The sequence below is a fragment of the Paraburkholderia sp. BL10I2N1 genome (genome assembly GCF_004361815.1).
In the GTDB taxonomy this organism is placed as follows: domain Bacteria; phylum Pseudomonadota; class Gammaproteobacteria; order Burkholderiales; family Burkholderiaceae; genus Paraburkholderia.
Window position 1 is genome coordinate 3125167 of the sequence record NZ_SNWA01000002.1, and the last position, 20187, is coordinate 3145353.

15 protein-coding genes and 1 pseudogene are annotated in these 20187 nt (G+C 61.1%); 12 read left to right on the forward strand and 4 right to left on the reverse strand.

Annotated features, from left to right (window positions below; translation table 11 throughout):
* Positions 1 to 208 precede the first annotated feature (208 nt).
* The 3 genes from B0G77_RS36480 to B0G77_RS36490 are packed head-to-tail and all read left to right on the forward strand — an operon-like array spanning position 209 to position 5938.
* Positions 209 to 1330: an efflux RND transporter periplasmic adaptor subunit gene (locus B0G77_RS36480; RefSeq protein ID WP_243751355.1), complete on the forward strand. Its 1122-nt coding sequence runs from the start codon at positions 209 to 211 to the stop codon at positions 1328 to 1330.
* Positions 1327 to 4398, forward strand: a complete 3072-nt coding sequence (locus B0G77_RS36485; protein WP_133666602.1) for an efflux RND transporter permease subunit — start codon at positions 1327 to 1329, stop codon at positions 4396 to 4398. Before B0G77_RS36480 ends, B0G77_RS36485 begins: the two co-directional genes overlap by 4 nt.
* Positions 4385 to 5938, forward strand: a complete 1554-nt coding sequence (locus B0G77_RS36490) for an efflux transporter outer membrane subunit (protein ID WP_133666603.1) — start codon at positions 4385 to 4387, stop codon at positions 5936 to 5938. The genes B0G77_RS36485 and B0G77_RS36490 overlap by 14 nt, the downstream gene beginning before the upstream one ends.
* 32 nt (positions 5939 to 5970) lie before the next feature.
* Here the strand turns inward: B0G77_RS36490 and B0G77_RS36495 are convergent, their stop codons facing one another.
* A complete protein-coding gene (locus B0G77_RS36495; protein ID WP_243751356.1) occupies positions 5971 to 7263 on the reverse strand; it encodes a phospholipase A in 1293 nt (430 codons plus the stop codon).
* Between the two features lie 428 nt (positions 7264 to 7691).
* Between B0G77_RS36495 and B0G77_RS36500 the strand changes: the two genes are divergently transcribed.
* The 3 genes from B0G77_RS36500 (at position 7692) to B0G77_RS36510 (ending at position 10857) form a co-directional block, all read left to right on the forward strand.
* Positions 7692 to 8765, forward strand: a complete 1074-nt coding sequence (locus tag B0G77_RS36500; protein ID WP_133666604.1) for an AI-2E family transporter — start codon at positions 7692 to 7694, stop codon at positions 8763 to 8765.
* Between the two features lie 235 nt (positions 8766 to 9000).
* On the forward strand, positions 9001 to 9465 hold the full coding sequence (locus B0G77_RS36505; RefSeq protein WP_208116544.1) for a hypothetical protein: 465 nt from the start codon (positions 9001 to 9003) through the stop codon (positions 9463 to 9465).
* Positions 9466 to 9846: 381 nt separating this feature from the next.
* Complete coding sequence (locus B0G77_RS36510; RefSeq protein ID WP_133666605.1) at positions 9847 to 10857, forward strand: LysR family transcriptional regulator; 1011 nt, start codon at positions 9847 to 9849, stop codon at positions 10855 to 10857.
* A gap of 24 nt (positions 10858 to 10881) precedes the next feature.
* Here B0G77_RS36510 and gltS read toward each other — a convergent pair whose 3' ends face one another.
* The gene (gene gltS / locus B0G77_RS36515) at positions 10882 to 12084 is read right to left on the reverse strand and encodes a sodium/glutamate symporter (protein ID WP_133666606.1); all 1203 of its coding nucleotides are present in this window, start codon (positions 12082 to 12084) and stop codon (positions 10882 to 10884) included.
* Positions 12085 to 12315: 231 nt separating this feature from the next.
* A complete protein-coding gene (locus tag B0G77_RS36520) occupies positions 12316 to 13302 on the reverse strand; it encodes a patatin-like phospholipase family protein (protein ID WP_133667035.1) in 987 nt (328 codons plus the stop codon).
* Between the two features lie 847 nt (positions 13303 to 14149).
* Here B0G77_RS36520 and B0G77_RS36525 point away from each other — a divergent pair.
* From B0G77_RS36525 to B0G77_RS36545, 5 genes and pseudogenes are all read left to right on the forward strand, one after another.
* Entirely contained in the window at positions 14150 to 14536 is a 387-nt protein-coding gene (locus B0G77_RS36525) for a BON domain-containing protein (RefSeq protein WP_133666607.1), read from the forward strand.
* Between the two features lie 300 nt (positions 14537 to 14836).
* Complete coding sequence (locus tag B0G77_RS36530; protein WP_133666608.1) at positions 14837 to 15874, forward strand: ABC transporter substrate-binding protein; 1038 nt, start codon at positions 14837 to 14839, stop codon at positions 15872 to 15874.
* Positions 15875 to 16044: 170 nt separating this feature from the next.
* Positions 16045 to 17460: a sensor histidine kinase gene (locus B0G77_RS36535; RefSeq protein ID WP_133666609.1), complete on the forward strand. Its 1416-nt coding sequence runs from the start codon at positions 16045 to 16047 to the stop codon at positions 17458 to 17460.
* Positions 17457 to 18170 carry a response regulator gene (locus tag B0G77_RS36540; RefSeq protein WP_133666610.1) on the forward strand — a complete coding sequence of 238 codons (714 nt, stop codon included), beginning with the start codon at positions 17457 to 17459 and terminating at the stop codon, positions 18168 to 18170. The genes B0G77_RS36535 and B0G77_RS36540 overlap by 4 nt, the downstream gene beginning before the upstream one ends.
* Positions 18171 to 18345: 175 nt before the next feature.
* Positions 18346 to 18548 (forward strand): annotated as a pseudogene (locus B0G77_RS36545) (porin); the annotation flags it as partial.
* Positions 18549 to 18606: 58 nt separating this feature from the next.
* On the opposite strand, the gene B0G77_RS43620 reads toward B0G77_RS36545, so the two are convergent.
* Positions 18607 to 18891, reverse strand: a complete 285-nt coding sequence (locus B0G77_RS43620; protein ID WP_166656245.1) for a hypothetical protein — start codon at positions 18889 to 18891, stop codon at positions 18607 to 18609.
* Between the two features lie 301 nt (positions 18892 to 19192).
* Here B0G77_RS43620 and B0G77_RS36550 point away from each other — a divergent pair, with 301 nt between their 5' ends.
* Positions 19193 to 19471 carry an HU family DNA-binding protein gene (locus tag B0G77_RS36550; RefSeq protein ID WP_133666611.1) on the forward strand — a complete coding sequence of 93 codons (279 nt, stop codon included), beginning with the start codon at positions 19193 to 19195 and terminating at the stop codon, positions 19469 to 19471.
* The last annotated feature ends 716 nt before the right edge of the window (positions 19472 to 20187 follow it).

Here is a 20187-nt window from a genome sequence, read left to right on the forward strand (position 1 = left end):
CCGACAGTCGCGAAGCCAGGCACGCAGGTGGCAGCGTAGCCTCCACCTCGTGCCGCCTGCCTGCGTCGCACGGCCTGCGTCAACGCCAGAACGGGGCCGCTGTCTGCGTGGACTACGCTTTCGGTGATGCTTCGATCGAGGCGTCGCTGAAGGCGGTGGCAGGTGTCGTCATATCGCGAGGTAGGATCAACCATAGCGAGGGGCTCGAATGACCGCTCACGAAAGCCGCCCTGCAGTGCGGTCCTGCGTGCTGCACGAGGTAAAGCGACCGGCGCGCCGTTCGCAGATAGTCGTCGTTCTGGCACTCGTGATGCTGGGTGCTTGCAGCCGACATCAGGAGGTCGCCACCGAAACCGGGCCGCGCATGGTGCAACTGGTGCCTGTTACGCAGGAGGGGGCGAACGAGCTTCGGGAATTCACCGGCCGGGTCGAGCAGACCAGCATTTCACAGCTTGCCTTCGAGGTGTCCGGGCGCGTAGTCCAGATCGCCGTGCTCGACGGGGCACGTGTGCGCAAGGGGCAACTGATCGCGAGAATCGACCCTGAACCCTATGAACTGCAGGTGCGTCGAGCCGAGGCGCAGTACACCCAGCTTGCCGATGACCTCAAGCGCAAGGCGGTGCTGCACAGCGAAAGCATCCTGTCGGGTGGCGCGTTCGATCAGTTGAAGGCGGCAGTGGAAGTCGCCGGTGTGCAACGCGATCTCGCACGCAGGGACTTGCGCAATACCCGTCTTCTCGCTCCGTTCGACGGCCGGATCGCGCGACGTACCATCGAGACCGAGCAGACGGTTCAGGCAGGCGCACCCGTGTTCAACTTGGAGAACGCGGAGCGCATCGAAATCGGTGTGGAGCTGCCGCAAAACATCGCCGAAAGCCTGCCGCTCAACAACACCTTGCGCGCCGAGGCGTGGACGCCGGACCGCCCGGACAACGTGTTCCCGCTTGTCTATCGCGAGCACGCTACGCAGAGCACGCCCACCTCGAGTTCGTACCGGTTGCTGTTCAGCGTCAGACAGCCCGAGAAGTTGACGCTGCTGCCGGGCATGGCGGTGCGCGTGCGGATCGGCGTGAACCAGGCGCCGGCAGCGAACCTTGCGCTCTCAGTGCCTATCGCTGCGCTCTCCGTCGCGCCCGACGGCAAGCACAGGCTGTGGCGCTATGACGCCGCGTCGAGCAAGGTGCATGCTGTGCCAGTCGATCTGCGCGAGATCCGCGATAACACGGCGATCGTGGCGGGCGATTTGCAGGCGGGGGATAAGGTCGTAGGGGGCGGCTCGCAGTTTGTCGCTGAAGGGCAGGCGGTGCGGCCAATGGACGTGAATCAATGAGCCTCGCGCGCCCCCTTATCGAAAAGCCGTTGATCGCGTGGGTTATCACGCTCGTCTCGCTGTTCGGCGGACTTTTTGCGTACGACAACATTGGGCGGCTCGAAGATCCGAAATTCACCATCAAGACGGCGGTCGTCGTCACGCTCTATCCTGGCGCCAGCGCGAAGGAGGTGGAGAACGAGGTGACCGACCGGATCGAGAGCTCGATTCAGCAGATGCAGCAGATCGATTTTCTGCGCTCGCGCTCGCTGCCGGGTTATTCGGAAGTTCGCGTCCAGATCCGGGACCGGTATACGTCTGCCGACCTGCCTCAGGTCTGGGATGAACTGCGCCGCGCGGTGAGCGACGTTCAGCCGCGCCTGCCGCCTGGCGCGGGGCCGTCGCAGGTCGTCGACAGGTTCGGCGACGTCTACGGGATGTTCTATGCCATCACGGGCAAGGGCTACACTCAGGCGCAGCTCTTTGAATACGCACGCGAGTTGCGCAAGCAATTGCTGACGGTGCCGGATGTCGCTGACATCGTGATCGCGGGAAACCAGCAGGAGCAGGTCACGGTCGAGGCGGACCAGACCAAACTGGTGGCCAACAATCTTTCGACCGACGATCTCGCGCAAACGCTCGCCCTGCAAAACGATATCCGTCCAGCGGGCCGTGAGCGGGTGGGCGATCTGCTGATGCGGGTCGCGCCCACGGGCACGCTGGATTCGCTTGAGGCCGTCCGCTCACTGCCGGTGGGTACGACCTCCGGGCCGGTTCTGCTGGGCGACCTGGGGCGCGTGTCTTACGGATACTCGAAGATTCCGACATCTTTGATCCGTTATAACGGCGAGCCGGCGCTCACGATCGGTATCAGTGCGCGTGCACGGGTGAACGTCGTGAAGGTGGGCATGGACGTAAAGGCAAAGATGCAGGAGCTGGAGCGCAGCCGCCCGCTCGGGATGGAACTGCATGTGCTATACGATCAGCCGGAAGCCGTCGACGCCGCTGTCAGCGGCTTTGTATTTGACGTGATACTGGCGGTGGCCATTGTGGGCGTGGCGCTGGGCATCGGGCTCGGCTGGCGTGCGGGGGTGGTGCTCGGTGTCGAACTGTTCCTGACGATTATCGGTACGCTGTTTGTCATGTATGCCGCGGGTATCGAGTTGCAGCGGATCTCGCTGGGTGCGCTGATCATCGTCATGGGGATGCTCACCGACAATACGATCGTCGTGTGCGAAGGCATGCTCGTGCGGGTGCAGAAAGGCATGTCGCATATCGACGCGGCAAATGAAGTGCTGCAACAGGGCCAGTGGATTCTGCTGGCTTCGACCGTAGTGGGGATTCTCGCGTTTTCGGGCATCGGTCTTTCGCCGGACGCGGTCGGCGAGTTCTGCGCGTCGCTCTTCGCGGTGGCGGCAATCTCGCTGCTGTTCAGCTGGGTGGTTGCAATTGGACTTACGCCGCTCTTTGGCTACTACCTGTTCAAGGCCGACGAGGGCGAGCAACCCAATCCCTTCGATTCGCGGTTGTATCGCGGATACGGGCGCGTGCTGGGCTGGGTGGCGGGCCGCCGGGTGCCGGTGGTCATTTTTCTGGCGGTGGTCACGGGCGTGTGCATGTGGGGGTTTCGCTTTGTCGAACAGAGCTTCTTTCCCAGCTCGACGACGCCGATATTCTATGTAGACATGCGTTTGCCGCTCGGCACCGATATTCGCGCGGTCGCTGAAAAGACCCGTGACGCGGAGAAGTTCCTGCTCGCGCAAAAGGGCGTGGCTAATATCGGTACCTATATCGGCGGCGGCGCGACGCGCTTCTTCCTCGTCTACGACCCGGAAACCCGTGACCCGAGATATGCGCAATTCATCGTCACGGTCAAGGATCAACGAGACATCGACGGGATGATCCCGCCCATTACGGAGCAACTGGAGAAGCGCTTCCCCGACGCGAGCTGGACGGTGAGCCGGCCGAGCTTCGGCCCCGGCGGCGGCACGCCGATCCAGGCGCGCTTCATAGGCCCGGACCCGGGAGTGTTGCGCGCCCTGGGCCGCCAGGCTCAGGCGATCCTGCACAAGGACGGCGGCATGGTTTCGATCCGCGACGACTGGGAAAACCCGGTCAACGTGGTGCGGCCGGTGTTCGATGACTCGCGCGCCCGCTCCGCCGGTGTGACGCGGCGCCAGGTCAACGACGTGTTCGCGTATGCCACCGAAGGCATCACCACCGGGATCTTCCGGGAACACGACCAGTTGCTGCCGATCGTCCTGCGGGCACCGGATAGCGAGCAGGGTATGGAGCGGCTGCTCACGATGCAGGTCTTCAGTGCCGGACAGCGGCGCTATGTTCCGCTAGGCGACGTGCTGAACGGAGTCTCGCCGCAGACAGAAGAAAGCATCATTTCGCGTAACGACCGTATTCGAACGCTGACCGTATCGTCTGGCGTCACGTACGGCAGCAACAGCGTGGCTGCGTTCGAGCGGGTGCGGCATGCGATTGAAGCGATTCCGTTGCCGCCCGGTTACAGCTTCGAGTGGGGCGGCGAACACGAATCGTCGAGCATTGCGCAGGAGAGCTTGTTCCGTCAGTTGCCGATGGGCTTTGTCGGCATGATCTTGCTGGTGCTGTTCATGTTCGGCCGCCTCAAGCCTGCGCTGGTGGTGCTGCTCGTCGTGCCGATGTCGATCTGTGGTGTGACGGTCGGTCTGCTGCTGTTTCGCGGCGCGTTCGGCTTCATGGCGCTGCTCGGGCTGCTCAGCCTCATTGGCATGATGATCAAGAACGGCGTAGTGCTGGTGGAGGAGATCGATGGCCAGATTTCCTCGGGCGTGCCGCGCATGCAGGCGGTGATCTATGGCTCGATGAGTCGGCTGCGGCCGGTGGCGCTGGCCGCGGGCACGACGATTCTCGGCATGGCGCCGCTGTTATGGGATCCCTTCTTCAAGGACATGGCGATCACGATGATGGCAGGGCTCGCGTTCGCGACGGTCCTGACGATGGTTGCGGTTCCTGCGCTCTATGTGCTGTTCTTCTCGATCAAGGGTACGGAGTGGGAAGAAGGCCAGCAACCCGGGGATCAACATGGAAAGCCCTGAAAACCGGATCTGCTCCGTGGCGCCGCTCGCGTCGCTGCTTGCGCAGCGTTCGACGTGGCGCGCCGCGCGTCATTTGCCGCTGGCTTCGCTTGTAGTGGCGATAGCATCGGGCTGCACGGGTTCACTGAAACTTGATTCGCCGCAGACGCTTCCGCAGCGCTTCAACGAGTTGTCGCCGGGCGTCGCCGACACGCACGCCTCTCTGAGCGACGAGCAGCTCGCGGCGTGGTGGACGCAGTTCAACGACCCGGCATTGACCCAGTTGATCGAGACGGCGATTGCGCACAACTACGACATCTCGATCGCCGCCGCGCGGGTCGATCAGGCGCGCGCCAGCATACGCCTCGCGCGCTCGCAACTGCTGCCTTCAGTGGGCGTGGGCGCACAGGCCGCGAGCTATCACGGTGGGGAAACCCAGCTGGAGTTTCAGGAGTTTCTCGGGATCAACGATGTCGATGCGAAGTTCTGGCGCATCGGGCTTCAGACGCAATGGGAGATCGACGTGTTCGGTCGCGGACGCGCGCGTCTTGCCGCCGCGCGCGCGACGACGCTCGCCGCAGCGGGCGACGCGGAGGCCGTGCGGCTCAGCGTGATCGGTGCGACCGCCGATCTGTATATGACCTACCGTGGGCTATTGCAGCAGCGGGAGCTGCTCGCGCAAAGCCGCCAGATAGCCGCCGACTTCGTTGTCATTGCCGAGCACAGCTTTACCGCTGGCGTGGTGTTGAGCACGGACATCGACGTGGCCCGCGCAGGGCTCGCGCAGGTCGAGGCGCGACAACAGGATGTGGAGACAGCCATCGCCGCTACGCAGCTGTCGCTTGAGAATCTGTGCGCGGTCCAACCGGGTGAACTCACCGCCACGCTGAGCTCGGTAAGCGGTCTGCCCAAGCCGCTGCCGGACATCACGCCGGGACAGCCGGTCGATCTATTGATGCGGCGCCCCGATCTTATCGCCGCGCGTGACAGGCTGTTGGCGAGCGTGAAGCAGTCGGACGCCGCGCGTCTGAACTACTGGCCGACGTTCTCACTGAGCGCGCTGCTGGCGCGTAATGGCTGGAATATTGCTGGCCAAGGGCTGGGGCCCAGCACGTTCTGGCTGTTCGGCGCGGCCGCGGCGTTGCCATTGATCGATTTCGGCGCGCGTGAATCGCAGGTGGAATCGTCGGATGCGCAGGCGCAACAGGCGCTTCGCGCTTATGAAAAAGCCGCGTCGGGCGCGCTATTCGACGTCGAGCAGGCGCTGTCCAGATTGAACCGGCAGGAAGCGTTGCAGAAGGCGCGCAATGAAGAGGTCGCACGGCGCAACGAGGTGCTCAGGAAAACGACGCGTCAGTACACGGTGGGCGATGTTGGACGGCTGGATATCGATCAGGCACGTCTCGCGCTGCTCGAGAGCCAGGCGGCGCTGGTGCGGGAGCAGGTCGGGCAGTTGCAGGCCCAGGTCGCGTTGTTCCGCGCGATGGGTGGCGGCTGGCAACCGGCGGGTTCCGCCGTCAGTGTGTCACCGCCGTACCCGGCGCCAGCGGCGAACCAGTAGCCGAGGCACATTTGCCGCAATGACCACGGGAGTCAGCGGGCGAGGCTCAGGCCAATGCGGGCGATCCAGTGCTTCTTGTTGTAGTCGAGAATGGTCTCGCCGAAGCCGTTGAAGTAACCGAGCCAGAGATAGCCGCCCCATTTGTTGCCAAAGATCCTCGCGAGCGGATAGGTCAACTGCGTATCGATGCTGCCGTACCAGCTTTTCGTGCCCTTGCGCAGCGTTGTTGCAAGCTCCCAGCCGTTGGGGTTGCCGTACTTGATGAGCAGATCGACATAGCCACGGTAGTCCGCGATGTCGGGATTGTCTTCCTTTCGGGAGGGGAAGTAGTAGTAGACCTTCGGCGAGATCGTCAGATGAGTCGTCTGGGGGTCGCCGATTTCCCAGGTGGGACGCACGAAGACGATATCGATGCTGCGTGACTCGTCACCATCCCGGCCGTTGGATTCGTGTCCGAGCCCGGCCATGGCCGACATCTGTTTGAAGATGGGGCTTGTCCATCCCGTATCCGGAATGGAGTAGAACACTTGCGGCTGATAGGCAGTATCGTGAAACGGCGACTGGTCCCCACGGATGTCCCAGACCGACGTCTGCGTGTACCCGAAATACAGGTTGTCGAACAAGCCGCGCGAACGTGGGTCATCCGGAATCGCGACCCTGAACTTCAGGCTGAACTGGAACCTCGCCATATTCCTGCCGTTCGAGCCATCCGCGAAATAGATCGGTTCGAAAATCGAGAAGCGGCTCATGAACAGGTTGTCCATACCTGGAAGCGGTCTGTTGCCCGACGCTGTCGATACAGGTTGCGTCGAGGCTTGCACGGCCGATTGATCCGGTTGCGCCGGCAGGCTCGTTTGCGAAGTGGCGGCAGGCTGCCCGGCCGTCGCCACCGCTGCGCCAGGTCCAGTCCGGGTAAGCGCGACGATCACCGGAGAGACATCGAGACCCACCACGTCGATTTTCAGGAAGCCTCGTGCCCAGTCAGGCCACGCAGCGGAAAAGCGTATCTTGCGGAACTGCCCCGCGGGCAACGTGAGATGGTCCGGTGCGCCCGGCTCGCGGGTCAGGACGACCGGCTTCGGAGGGGCGTCGCCGTTCGTGAGCGTGACTGTAAGCTGGGAGGGTATCTCGAAGTCGCTGGGCGTCTGCTGGTCGCCGCTATACATCAGCGTGACTTCAAGCGGTTGCTGTGTGGTCGCTTCGCGCGGTGGTTGCAGTATGGAAACCGTGGCATGGGACAGTGCGGGGCACGCCAGCGCAATGGACAGCGCGGACATCGCGACAACCCGGGGCACGCCGTGCCCGCCACGCTTCAGTGACCGCATCGACTCGAGGGTCGCCCCGGTTGATGGCACACGGATAAATGACCGTGGTGACAGGAATTCGATGTCGAGACGACCAGCACGATATGGCGCCGGACCCGGCAGATTGCGCACATTGAACTCCTAAGCGATCAGCGTGGGAGAAGCCTGGTTCAGAGACGATCATTCAAGCATTTTATATAGCAAACGGGGTTTATGTGCGAAGATATTCCCCATAAAATGCGCGCACTTTTAGAAGCTGAAGTGCAATAGGGCACCCGTCGTGGCATCGATTGAATGGTGCTGAAACTCGCCGTTCAGTCTTCGCGTGACCGCCGTTCAGGGCAGTCGTCCGGTGATGGACAAGGGTGCTGGAAGGCGGCCTCGCGGCCTGGCTGTAGCAGTGATACCCGAACAGGTTGGCAGTTCGCCGCTCAATGGAGCACTGACACATGAACGACAGATTGCAGGCGTCAGTATGCGTTGTCGTGCTGTTGCTGATTGTGGGCTGGGTGCTCTATGTTGGGCGCGCCGTTTTCGTTCCGATCGTGTTCGGCGTCATCGCGGTGTATGTGGTTGTCGGTTTTACGCGGCTGTTACAGCGCATTCCTGTCGTGGGGAGCCAACTGCCTGCGCAGTTGCGGTATGCGCTTTCCGTGTTGCTCATTGGGGCCGGGATATTCTTTGCGGTGGACATGCTGGTGGCGAACAGGGACGGCCTGATGGCATTGGCGCCGCGATACCAGGATTCGATACTCGCACTGATCCAGAAAATCGCCGCACTGTTGCATCTCGAAACCGAGCCCACGTGGGATTCGCTACGGCGTGACATGCTCGCGCAGTTCAATCTTCAGGCCATCCTCACCGGTATGCTGGCCTCGTTGTCGTCTGTGATCGTCAACGTATTTGTCGTGGCCCTGTACGCCAGTTTTCTGCTGCTCGAGCAACGAACGTTCAGCGAGAAGCTGACAAATGTCGCAGCGAATGCACGTAACGCGGCGCGGATCAAGAGCGTGATCATCGACATCAACGGGCGTATCGGCGCCTATCTCGCGCTCAAAACGATCCTGGGCGTTTTGCAGGGGGGCGTGTGCTGGATAGCGATGCGCGGCGTCGGACTTGAATTCGCCGGGCTATGGGCCGTGCTCATCGCGCTCCTCAACTACGTGCCTTATATCGGTTCGGTGCTCGGCATTGTCTTTCCCACGCTCATGTCTGTCCTGCAGTTCGGGCAATGGAACGAAGTGCTCATCGTGCTGATATCGCTGTCGGTCGTCCATTTTGCGATCGGCAACGTGCTCGATCCGTACCTGATGGGCAACTCGCTCAACCTGAGTCCGTTCGCGATACTGGCGAGCATGGCGATCTGGTCTTCGATATGGGGCGTGGCTGGCGCTTTCCTGGCAGTGCCGATCACAGTCAGCATGACCATCATCTTCTCCGAGTTCGAGATGACGAGACCCGTTGCCGTTCTGCTGTCGAAAAACGGCCGGCTGTCTTACGGAGAAAGCCCGCCGCTGACCTGATTGACGCGTCGAAGAGTTCAAATCGGAAAGCCCTTAAAAATAGCGTCATTTGCCGCAGGAAAACATGCAGGCCGCTGCTATCGAAGGGATGCCCAGCGTGCCATCCAGCGGCTTTGCGACGCTCGCCGCTCCGGCACGAAGTAACAGGTAACGCCGACCTTGAACCGGTCGATTTTTGCCCTATTATTTCATCGAGGGCCGGTCCTGATATCGACTATGAGAGCAAAGGATAACGATGAAATTGAACCATCTGGCGCCACTCCTTTTCTTGCCGGCCGCAGTGAGTCTTCTGCAAGGTTGCGCGCATCCCACTTCCGCTTCCACCTTTACACCTGGCCAGGCGCAACAGGTTCAATCGGTGACGATGGGTGTGGTTGAAACGGTGCGGCCCGTGACGATCCAGCCCGGACCTACCGGCGTGGGCGCAGTAGCGGGGGGCGCAATGGGCGGCATCGCCGCGGGTAGCACCATAGGCGGTGGAAACGGTTCGATTCTCGCCGGGTTGGGCGGCGCGTTGCTTGGCGGTATGGCGGGCAATGCAGTCGAATCGCGTGTCACGCGCCGCGCTGGTGTCGAGATAGGCGTGCGGCTTGACTCCGGTCAGTTGATCGCGGTGACGCAGGACGCCGACCAGCCAATCAGCCCTGGCGACCGGGTGCGCGTGTTGAGTGGCGGTGGCGTGACCCGCGTCACACGCTAGATCGATCTTTGCTGTGTGTGATCGCAAGCCGGTCGTAACTTTTGTTCGTCATCCTGGCTTGCATGCAACCCGGCTCTCTGTTTTCCCTGTTCCGTAGCGTTGTCCAGAAGGCCGCGGACTGATTTGCTGCGGCCCTATCGTTGAGGTATTGAGGTATCGGGTTCTTGAATTGATTGCAGCAACTGTTTTCTGTCTTGCCAGGCAACTGGAACCGAAAGTTCGACCTGCCGCGCAACACAGTGTCAATAGCAATCTCGTATGCATGACCGGCGCATCATATTGAAAATGCTATCCCTCGATGAAACTGCATGGTCGGGACAGTGTTTCATGAATTGAAACGATGTGCCGACGGTCTGGGCAACCTCATGACGGAGATATTCCATGGATCACATTCAGGCGATGCGTGTCTTTGTTCAGGTGGCCGAGAACCATAGCTTTCGCCGGGCAGCCCAGCACCTCACAGTCTCTAATGCGCTTGCAACACGGGCGATCGCGATGCTTGAAGCGCAGTTGCATGTGCGGCTGCTTAATCGCACGACACGGACACTCTCGTTGACGGAGGCTGGCGCACAGTACCTGGACGGCTGCCGGTCGCTGCTGGAGGAACTCGATCAACTTGAGGCGGCGATATTGTGCAGCGATGGCGAGCCGGGTGGCACACTGCGCATCGTTGCGGCCGGCGCGCTTTCGATGACGTCGCTGACCGGCCTTCTCGACGGCTACCGGAAGCGTTATCCCAAGGTTAAATTGCACGTCACCCTCAGTGACAAGCGTGTCGATCTCATCGAAGGCGGCTTCGACGCCGGATTCGTCACGGGCTCTATGCCATCGGGTGCCGAAGTCGTCGAACATCCTCTCGTGACTAATCCGATGGTTGCAGTGGCGTCTCCCGCCTATTTGCGTCAACACGACGTGCCCGAGTCCCCCGAGGATCTCACCCGGCATGGTTTCATCGGGCTCCCGCAGGAGTCGCGCGACGCCGCCTGGGGCTTCCGTCACCATGACGGGTCTTCACAATCGGTCAAGCTGGAGCCGAGCTATACGGTCAACAACGCGTTGATGGTCCGGCAGGCTGCGCTCGCTGGCATGGGGCCGGCCATTGTGCCTCAGGACGTTGCAGCCGCCGATCTGAAGGACGGCACGCTGGTTCGACTCATCCCGGACTATTCGATCGATGACCCTGAAGTGAGCATGTCGATTGTCTATCCGAGCCGGAAATATCTCGCGGCGAAGACGCGGCTCTTTGTGGAACACGTACTCGCCTGTTTCAGCTTCGGCGAACAGGTTGACCTGCGAAGAGGCGAACCGGATGTCGAGGCGCTAAAGGCCGCCTCGCACCACGGTTTTTCGATTCCCGCCGCAGTGTATGGCGCGATTCACGCAGCGCGATAGGCCGCGCGATATGCCCGCGCTGGATCATGAAAAAAACGGCAGCAGGAGAAATAGTTTGATGACAATCGCGTTGATGATGTCGATGAAGAATGCGCCGACCATCGGGACGATCAGAAACGCGACATGTGAATGACCGTAGCGGTTGGTGACAGCCTGCATGTTGGCTATTGCCGTTGGCGTGGCACCGAGGCTCAGGCCACAATGGGCGGTAGCCAGAACGACCGCGTTGTAGTCGCGACCCATCATGCGGAACGTCACGAACACGGCATAGAGCGCCATGAGGATCATCTGTGCGATGAGGATCACGAGCACAGGTAACGCAAGCGCCGCAAGTCCCCAAAGATCGAGTGTCATGAGCGCCATCCCCAGAAAGAGCCCGAGACTGACATTGCCCAGCAGCGCGACGGCATGCTGGGCAAGTTGCACATGCATCAGCGCCAGCACGTTGTTCAGGACGACGCCGATGAACAGCACGCAGACGAAGTTCGGCAATTGAAAGGCGGTTCCAGACAACCATCCGTAGACGACTTCACCTGCGGCCAGACAGACGCAGATCAGGGCAAGCGTTGCGATAAACGCCGACGGTGTGGTCGGCTGTTCTGCTTTGGGTTCTTCGAATGCCAGTGCCTCGTCTGCCAGGTCTTTCGTCTGCGGCATTTCGTTGCTACCGAGCTTGCGCATGAGCAGGCGCGCAACCGGACCGCCCAATACGCCGCCCGCCACGAGTCCAAACGTCGCGCAGCCGATGGCGACTTCTGTCGCTGACTGCAGTCCGTGGTGTTCGATGAAGACCTTGCTCCAGGCGGTGCCGGTGCCGTGGCCGCCTGACAACGTGATTGACCCGCCCAGGAGTCCGTACAGCGGATCGACGCCGAGAGCGAAAGTCAGCAGCACGCCGACGACGTTTTGCAATATCAGCAGCCCGGAAACGACCGCGAGGAATTTGATCAGCACCGGACCGCCCGCTTTAAGGCTGGACACGTTTGCGCTAAGACCGATAGTCGCAAAGAACGAAAGCATCAAGGGTGTTTGCAGAACGGCGTCGAATCGCACCTGAACATTAAATGCAATGCGTATCAGCAGGACGATGAGAGCCACGATCAATCCACCCACGACCGGAGCGGGAATGGAGTAAGTTCGCAGAAACGCGACCCACCCAACGAGCTTTTCGCCGAAAAGCAGAACAAGCGACGCTGCGACCAGCGTGGCGAATACTCCAATATTCATGAGTGACCTCGGAGCGCGAACATGAAACGTGTCATTCCGAAGCGCGACTTTCGCGGTGAACCGGCTAACCGCTCGACGTCATGATCCTGAACGGTTGCCTCGGCCCTTGACTCCTGTCACGCCTGCATCAGTTTCTATCTACGACCAGGTATGTGGTGAGCGATGTCTCCAACTCATGCCTGCGGGAACCGGCCACGCGAGAAAGCGCCCCCGCGCTGGCGATGCGCATTGTCAGACCCCTTCCAGCAGCGCGTCGAGATCGAACGACGAACTCACGCCGATCCGATCGGCATGGGCGGCCAGGAATGCCTCGGCCGCTCGACGCCCCTCGTCGCGCAGCATCGTGAGAAACGCCCATTCCGCGTTGAGTTTCGACGAGTACCCAAGCGAGGTCATCATCGGACTGGCGATGCGATGGATGCGCATTTCCGCCCAGTGTCGTCCTTCGTCGCTGCCGGCGTCGGCGGCATGATGCAGCAGGGCGATCATCCGCAATTCCTTCAGCAGTGGCGCATTGAAGGCGACTTCGTTAAGCCGGCTGATGATGTCGCGCGCGCTGCGTGGGGTTTCGTCGCGCTCGATCGGGTTCACCTGGACCAGCAACGTATCGCTCGCGCTACATTCACGCACGAGCGGCGTGATGGTCGGGTTGCCGGCGTAACCGCCGTCCCAGTACGCGTCACCGTCGATCTCGACGGCCTGGAACATGGTCGGCAGACAGGCGGACGCGAGCAGTACGTCTGGCGTCAGGTCGGCGTTGCGGAACACGCGGCCCTGGCCTGTGCGCACGCGTGTGGCGGTGATGAAGAGTTTGATTGGCGCTTCACGCAGGTGATCGAAGTCGATGCTGTCGAGCAGAATGCGGGTCAGGGGATTGACACCCGAAGGGTTGAGGTCGTACGGCGAAAAGAGGCGCGCGGCCAGATCGAATGAAATGAACATCGGCGAGTGATCCAGCGTCCAGCGGCCCATCAGCACGTCGAGCGGCGTGCGGCTAAATGGGCTGAGGCGTGCTGCGTCCGACACGCGCCGCCAGAAGTCTTCCAGAGCCGTGCGGGCGCCGGCCGCACCGTTTTGCAGATATCCGCTGGCGAGCACGGCGGCGTTCATCGCGCCGGCCGACGTGCCGGAAATGCCGTCGATCTGCAGCCACGGCTCTTCGAGCAGGCGGTCGAGCACCCCCCACGTAAAGGCGCCGTGTGAGCCGCCGCCCTGCAAGGCGAGGTCGACGGGTTTGGGCACGCTGCGCGTAGATTGACCGGTTGACGTGTTCACAATGACCCCGCTGCGGTGTGGTCGACGCCGGCGAGGGAGATGCCGGCAGATGCGTCAATTCCGTTGCAATTCTAGCTGACCGCTCCAGGTGCAAGAACAAATAATGGATGAATTTCGGAAGATGAAATTATGGCGGGATTGTTTTGTGTGGTGATCTGGGCTGCAGGTAAATATTAACGCTGGCTTTCAATGGTTGGTGTGAGAATCTGGCCGTGTGTGTTTGGTGAATAATTGCTTTCTTGGGGTATCGTGGATTTCCCAGGTGACTGGAGCGATGTCGGGATGGTAGTAATGCTGGTTTCCCGGTACAGCGAAAGTGGTAAGGACTATAAGTGGATCAGGCGCATAGCGCTGCGTGCTTCACGACACCGTTTTCGAGGATCGGGCAAGACATTGATGCGATGCTTCATGGTTGCGTGATATGGCTTGCGGATAGTAAAGGACAACCTGGTGTTTATTTTGGGATGCGGGTTTAAATATTTTCTGGATGCTGCTAACGAATATTGAGCCGATTATTGGTTGGCGAACATTATCTGTAAAGCAGGTAAAAGTTTTCTCTGGGCGTTTGATTCATGATTGGCTGATCTTTCATGTAATCGAAGATCGACCCAGTTCAATGTGGAAAATATGTTTTGTATTCATGCATTTCCCGCGCGTCAAGGCAGCATATAATTCGATCGATCAGGCGGGCGAATAATAATTTCGAGGTGGCGTCGCTTTTCGTTGCCTCGCCGCCCGTGGCTCGACGCGGCAGAAACGGCAGATCCGGAAAAGCGGCGAAGGAGGAATAGTGAAAACGAGCGGCGCAATCAGAATAATCGGCGCGATTGCGGCCGTCGCGACTTGCGCGGTCTTCGCGACATACGCGGATGCGCAGACAAGCGGCGGCACGGCGCCCGGTGCGTCCACGCAAAGCCAGCCAATCACCACTTCCTCATCACGACGCAGGCCGGATAGCGAGTTGGTTCGCGACGTTCGCCGCGCGCTCTCGCGTGCATCGGGGGTGAATGCTTCGGGGATTCACGTGCAGGCACGTAATGGCGTGGTGACGCTAACTGGCCGCGTGCCCCAGCGCGCACAGGTCCAGCGGGCCGGGAGTGTCGCAAGGTCGGTTCGAGGGGTAAGGTCCGTTTCGAACAGGCTGACGGTACAAACCAGGGGCGGTAACTCAAGGTAGACCCTGCACGTCGCTGCCGATCCATAGCGCGGCGCGCGCCTGCACCGAGTTGTGCATCAAGCATTTTTCTGCCAACATGCCCGGTTTTCCCGCTCGGCCCGAGGGATGCGGGTCGTTCATAAATGGGGACTATTCCGGTCGTAACGATGTGATCGCGGGGTTCTCAGGACAAACCCGCACTCCAAAAGCGAAGGTGCGAAAGCTTCGAGAAGGGTTCGCGCCCATAGAATTTTCCATGGCGCTCAAGCAGACGCCGGCCCGCGCTCCGGATTGCGCGTGGAATATAGCGGAGACACATCAATGAAGCATGGCTTTGGCGTCGCCACGCGCGCCGTCCGCATTGCCGTAGCGGCCTCGCTCGCACTCGGCGTCGGCGCGTCCGTCGCGAACGGCGCCCGGGCGGCAGAGCCTGAAAAACTGACCATCATGGTCGGTGGCATGACCAAGCTGATCTACCTTCCCGCGCGCCTGACGGAACAACTTGGCTACTTCAAGGCCGAGGGTCTGGATGTCGAACTGCTGTCGCAACCGGCAGGCGTCGACGCCGAGAACGAACTGCTCGCCGGCGCCGTGCAGGCTGTGGTCGGCTTCTACGATCACTCGATCGACCTGCAGGCGAAAGGCAAGGAAGTGAAGGCGATCGTCGTATTCGGGCAGGTGCCGGGCGAAGTGGAGATGGTGGGGAGCAAGGCCGCCGGTTCGATCAAAAGCATGGCCGACGTGAAGGGCAAGACGCTCGGCGTGACCGGACTGGGCTCCTCGACCAGCTTTCTGACGCAGTATCTCGCGCGTCTGCAGGGCGTTGCCAGTTCGCAATACACGCTTCTGCCCGTCGGGGCGGACAACAGCTTTATCGCAGCGATCAAGCAGGAGCGTATCGACGCCGGCATGACGACCGAACCCACCGTGTCGCAGTTGCTCAAATCCGGCGACGCCCGTGTGCTGGTCGACATGCGCAGTGTGGAGGGCACCCGCGCGGCACTCGGCGGAACCTATCCCGCGTCGAGCCTGTACGTCCAGAGCGCGTGGCTCGACGGTCACAAGGACGAGGCGGCGAAACTCGCACGCGCTTTCGTGCGCACGTTGCAGTATCTGCACACGCACAGCGCGGATGAAATTGCCGCACAGATGCCGAAGGACTACTACGGCAGCGACAAACAGCTTTACGTCAGCGCACTGAAGGCTTCGCTGCCGATGTACACGGCGGACGGCAAGATGCCCGCCGACGGCCCCGGGACAGTGTTGAAGGTGCTTGGTGCTTTTAACCCGTCGGTCAAGGGCAAGCACATCGACCTGTCGAGGACATATACGAACGACTTTGTGAATCAGGTCAAGTAAGACCATTTCCAGGCCCGGCATCGTGAGCGATCTCTGCGCTGCGATCATCACGCCGGGCATGGATGCGTTCATAGCGAACCATCTGCCGGCACGCGTCGGCAGGCGATTCTTGGCATGGAGGCCGGCGGCGTTGCGGGCACGCCGGTAACACAAAAAAGGAAAGGCGTACGGTGTTTCTGGGCAGTCTTCGTGGTCGCTTGCTTTGGTGGCTGTTGTTGCCACTGGCTGCGTTCGTGTCCGTTTCCGGCTGGATGTCCCTGCGTAGCGCCCAGGCGACTGCCGATCTGATGCAGGACAATGCGCTTGTGTCCTCGATGCGGATCATCGGCGAGGACATCGATTGGGATAACGGTAGCGTCGTGGTGCAGATTCCGCCTGCCGCGCTGGAACTCTTCGAGTCCCCGGAGCAGGACAGTGTGTTCTACCGTGTCGAGGCGAGCGGACACCGTCTGCTTGCCGGCAGCACGGAGCTGCCGCTGCCGCCCCGGACCGGCTACGACCCCACCTTTTTCTCCACGCGCCTCGATGACGGACGCACCGTTAGGGCCGTCGCTTATGTCCGGCAACTGTACGATTCAGGGCGCAGAGAAGAAGTCACCGTGGTGGTCGCGAAGACGCCGGGCTCGCGCGACGCGATGGTCTGGCAACTGTTGCGTCCTCAACTGTTGGGAGAGGTGCTCACGCTCGTGCTTGCGATGGTGTTCGTCTATCTCGGGCTCACGTTCGAACTGCGTCCCCTGATGAAGCTGAAAGACGATGTCGCCGATCGCAATCCCTCGCAGCTCGAACCGATTCGCGTGGCTCGACTTCACTTCGAGCTGCGGCCGATCGTCGACGCGATCAACCGTTGCATTGCGCGCATGAGCGAGCAGACCGCAACGCAGCGCCAGTTCATTTCCGACGCAGCTCATCAGTTGCGTACGCCGCTCACGTTGCTCGACGCGCAGATCCAGTTCGCACGCCAGCGTGAGAACAGCGACGCGCCGCTTGCGGATGCCCTGCTAGGCATGCACAAGAGCAGCCACCGGATGACAAGACTGACCAACAAGCTCCTGCTGCTCGCGCAAGCAGAATCGGCGCAGCCTTCCCGGGTGCGGGAGCGGGTCGATCTGAACGCGGTGATCGCTGGGGTGCTCGAAGGGCTCATCGCATTCGCCCAGACACGGCAGATCGACCTGGGCGCGGAACTCGAAGACGATCTGTTCGTGATGGGCGATGAAGCGCTGACCGCGGCGCTGGTGACCAACCTCGTCGACAACGCGTTGCGCTACACGCAGGCGGGTGGTCGAGTGACGGTCGAGGCGCATTGCAATGAAGACCATGATAGGGCGCTGATACGGGTCGTCGACGATGGTCCGGGTATTACGGCTGAGGCGCGGGCGCGCGTGTTCGAGCGCTTCTATCGTGCGTCGAGCGGAACGGATGGCACCGGCCTTGGCTTGCCGATCGTGCGGGAAATCGCGCATCGACACGGCGGCACGGTCACGCTTGAGCCGGGTGAGGGCGGCATCGGGCTCGTGGTGACCGTCGAGATGCGGCTATGGGAAGCTGTCGCGTCGACAGCAGGAACCAGGGGAGACATATGAAACTGCTGCTTGTCGAAGACGATGCCGATCTTGCGCGCTGGATCATCAACCTCATGCAGGTCGAGAACTTTGCGCTGGACTGGGCGCCGGATGGGAAGCGCGCCGAAACACTGCTGAACCTGCAGCGCTACGACGCGGTACTGCTCGATCTCCGTCTGCCGGGAATCAGCGGCAAGGACGTGCTGGCGCGTCTGCGCCGCAAACGCGACAACGTGCCCGTGCTGATGCTCACCGCCAACGGGTCGACCGATGACAAGGTGGCCTGCTTTTCGGTCGGCGCCGACGACTATGTCGTCAAGCCGTTCGATGCGCGCGAACTCGTCGCGCGCATCAAGGCGCTGATTCGCCGTCAGGCTGCCGGCGACAAGGGGCAACGCCTCGTCTGCGGCGATCTGCATTATCTTTTCGACTCACGCGAGTTCGTGCTGCACGACGAGCCGTTGCAGTTGCGCCGCCGCGAGCACGCGATTCTCGAGGCGTTGATCCTGAAGCAGGGCAAGACGGTCTCGAAGACGACGCTGATGGACAGTGTCTTTAACCTCGACGACGAACCGAGCGCCGATGCGATTGATATCTATATCCACCGGCTGCGCAAACATCTCACGAAATCGAGCGCGCAGATCATGACCTTGCGCGGTCTCGGCTACATCCTTCGCGAACACGAACCGCGCGAGGTGTTCGCGAGTGCAATGGCTGCGAAATGCGACTAGTGTTTTCGCCGACGTTTCCTCTCTCGCCGTTGAAGAGCTGCGAACGGTCGGTTTCGCTATGCTTTGGTCTACTACGAAAGTAGGAAACAGATCATTTCAACGTAGTGGGGGATTAGAGGAGAGGGTGGTAAAGAAGACCCGGTTGCTGGCTGTAGCGGGCAGCGTTGCTTTGGCGATGGGGAGTGTGCACGCGCAGTCGAGCGTGCAGCTGTATGGTCTGATGGACTTGAGCGTCCTGTCTTATCAGACGAATGCGAACGCCCACGGCAAGCATGTGATTTCGATGGGCCGTGGTTTAGCGGCAGCCGCTTCGGCATGAAGGGCGCCGAGGACCTCGGCGGCGGCCTGAAGGCGATCTTCAGGCATGAAGCCGAGTATCGCACCCGGACCGCCCCAGATGCTGGCGGCGGTCTGGTCCAACCCGTTACCTCCTCGATCAGGCTGCTTTGGCAACTGCCTCCTTCGCGAGCAGTCTCCTCGCCTGCAGATCGCCAGCGCCCGCTTCCTTCGCGGTTTGAACCGAGGTTTCGGTCGCTTCGGCGAGGGCCGCGCGACCGGCGCTGCTGATGCTCACGCTATACGACGCCGGCGGCGTGCCACTGCCAGCCGGGTTGCCGGTGGTCGACTGGGCGGTAGCCGACGCCGTGCCGGTCGCGCCTGACGTAGTGGTGGGTAATTCCGGCATTTGCGCCGTGTTTTGACTGATGGCCTGAACTGACATTTGACACTCCCGAGGTTAAAACACCTGTACTGCAGTCGGGGTATCGGCGGATATCTGAGGCACTTTAGACCTATATTTTTCGCGCTATAAGGCCTCGCTTAAGGCTGTCATAAGATTTGCAAACCCCGGTTCCGACTGGCAAAATCCGCTGTCCACTGCAGCGTGCGTGCCAGAAAACGTGAGCGGGCGCGCCAGGCCGGCAACTCAGCGGATTTGCACGGAGGCACAACCATGCGTTACTGTGTATTCCCCGGCGCTGCGGAGGCGGCGCTGGTTCCATGAATACGAAACAGGACGTGCTATGAACAAACAGGAACTGATTGATGCGGTCGCCGCGGCGACAGGCGAAAGCAAGGCGGCCACCGGCGAGGCCATCGACGCCATCGTCAATGCGGTGACTGCCGCAGTCGTACAGGGAGAAACCGTGCAATTGATCGGTTTCGGTTCGTTTGCGACCGGCTCCCGGGCCGCCCGCGTGGGTCGCAACCCGGCGACGGGCGAAGAGATCCAGATCGCCGCCGCAAAGACCGTGAAGTTTGTCGCGGGCAAGGCATTCAAGGAAGCCGTGAACGGGTCCTGAATGGCTGGCTGACGCCTTACCTGGCTACCCGGCACGGCTCATTGCGTGGCTCGTTGCGTGGCTTATTGCATGACACATTGCGTAGGCTGACTGGCGAAACGCGCGGAAGATTGCCGGGTGGTTCGTTGATCCGGTAGCTGTACCTGATCAACGGACACCAGCGCGGATGCAGCCCGAAATCCGGGCGCAGAAGCCAGGTATCGCTTCCTGCGGCCTGGCGAACCGCAGGAGACCGACGCCTGCCTGAGTTGAATTTCAGGCGCCGGAAGTGTTCCCTCTTGTGCGCTTCTTCAAACTGGCCAATCGACGGTTTGAGCGGATCGTTGCGCGACAGTGCTCCAACAAGTCGTCGTGTCTTTTTCGTATCCGCGATCGTTCAAGCCTGCACTTCGAGTGGATGTACGCGCGTCAGCCCTCGACCTCAAATAGCACGCCGCATGAGACCTGGTCCAGCAGCAGTGCATGATTTTCCCCGATCCACCATCTGGCAAAATAGCCGTGCGGGTGATGTCCAGATGACGATCTGGTCGATTCCGAGTGCTTCGGCGAGACGGGATATCCCGTCAATTGCGTTCCCGGCCGAGTAGTGACCGGTTGCGACGACACCCCATGCCCGAAGTCTATTGATACCTTCCCGCAGCGCTTCCCTTGCCGCCTGCTCATCGACTTCGAGTCGCATCGAAGTAAGCACGTCGAATCTGCTCGACCGGTATGTG

Bases quoted from the DNA above. Each gene is read 5' to 3' on its own strand.
- B0G77_RS36480 (WP_243751355.1), top strand. From the start codon at position 209: ATGACCGCTCACGAAAGCCGCCCTGCAGTGCGGTCCTGCGTGCTGCAC.
- B0G77_RS36485 (WP_133666602.1), top strand. From the start codon at position 1,327: ATGAGCCTCGCGCGCCCCCTTATCGAAAAGCCGTTGATCGCGTGGGTT.
- B0G77_RS36490 (WP_133666603.1), top strand. From the start codon at position 4,385: ATGGAAAGCCCTGAAAACCGGATCTGCTCCGTGGCGCCGCTCGCGTCG.
- B0G77_RS36495 (WP_243751356.1), bottom strand. From the start codon at position 7,263: ATGCGGTCACTGAAGCGTGGCGGGCACGGCGTGCCCCGGGTTGTCGCG.
- B0G77_RS36500 (WP_133666604.1), top strand. From the start codon at position 7,692: ATGAACGACAGATTGCAGGCGTCAGTATGCGTTGTCGTGCTGTTGCTG.
- B0G77_RS36505 (WP_208116544.1), top strand. From the start codon at position 9,001: ATGAAATTGAACCATCTGGCGCCACTCCTTTTCTTGCCGGCCGCAGTG.
- B0G77_RS36510 (WP_133666605.1), top strand. From the start codon at position 9,847: ATGGATCACATTCAGGCGATGCGTGTCTTTGTTCAGGTGGCCGAGAAC.
- gltS (WP_133666606.1), bottom strand. From the start codon at position 12,084: ATGAATATTGGAGTATTCGCCACGCTGGTCGCAGCGTCGCTTGTTCTG.
- B0G77_RS36530 (WP_133666608.1), top strand. From the start codon at position 14,837: ATGAAGCATGGCTTTGGCGTCGCCACGCGCGCCGTCCGCATTGCCGTA.
- B0G77_RS36540 (WP_133666610.1), top strand. From the start codon at position 17,457: ATGAAACTGCTGCTTGTCGAAGACGATGCCGATCTTGCGCGCTGGATC.
- B0G77_RS43620 (WP_166656245.1), bottom strand. From the start codon at position 18,891: ATGTCAGTTCAGGCCATCAGTCAAAACACGGCGCAAATGCCGGAATTA.
- B0G77_RS36550 (WP_133666611.1), top strand. From the start codon at position 19,193: ATGAACAAACAGGAACTGATTGATGCGGTCGCCGCGGCGACAGGCGAA.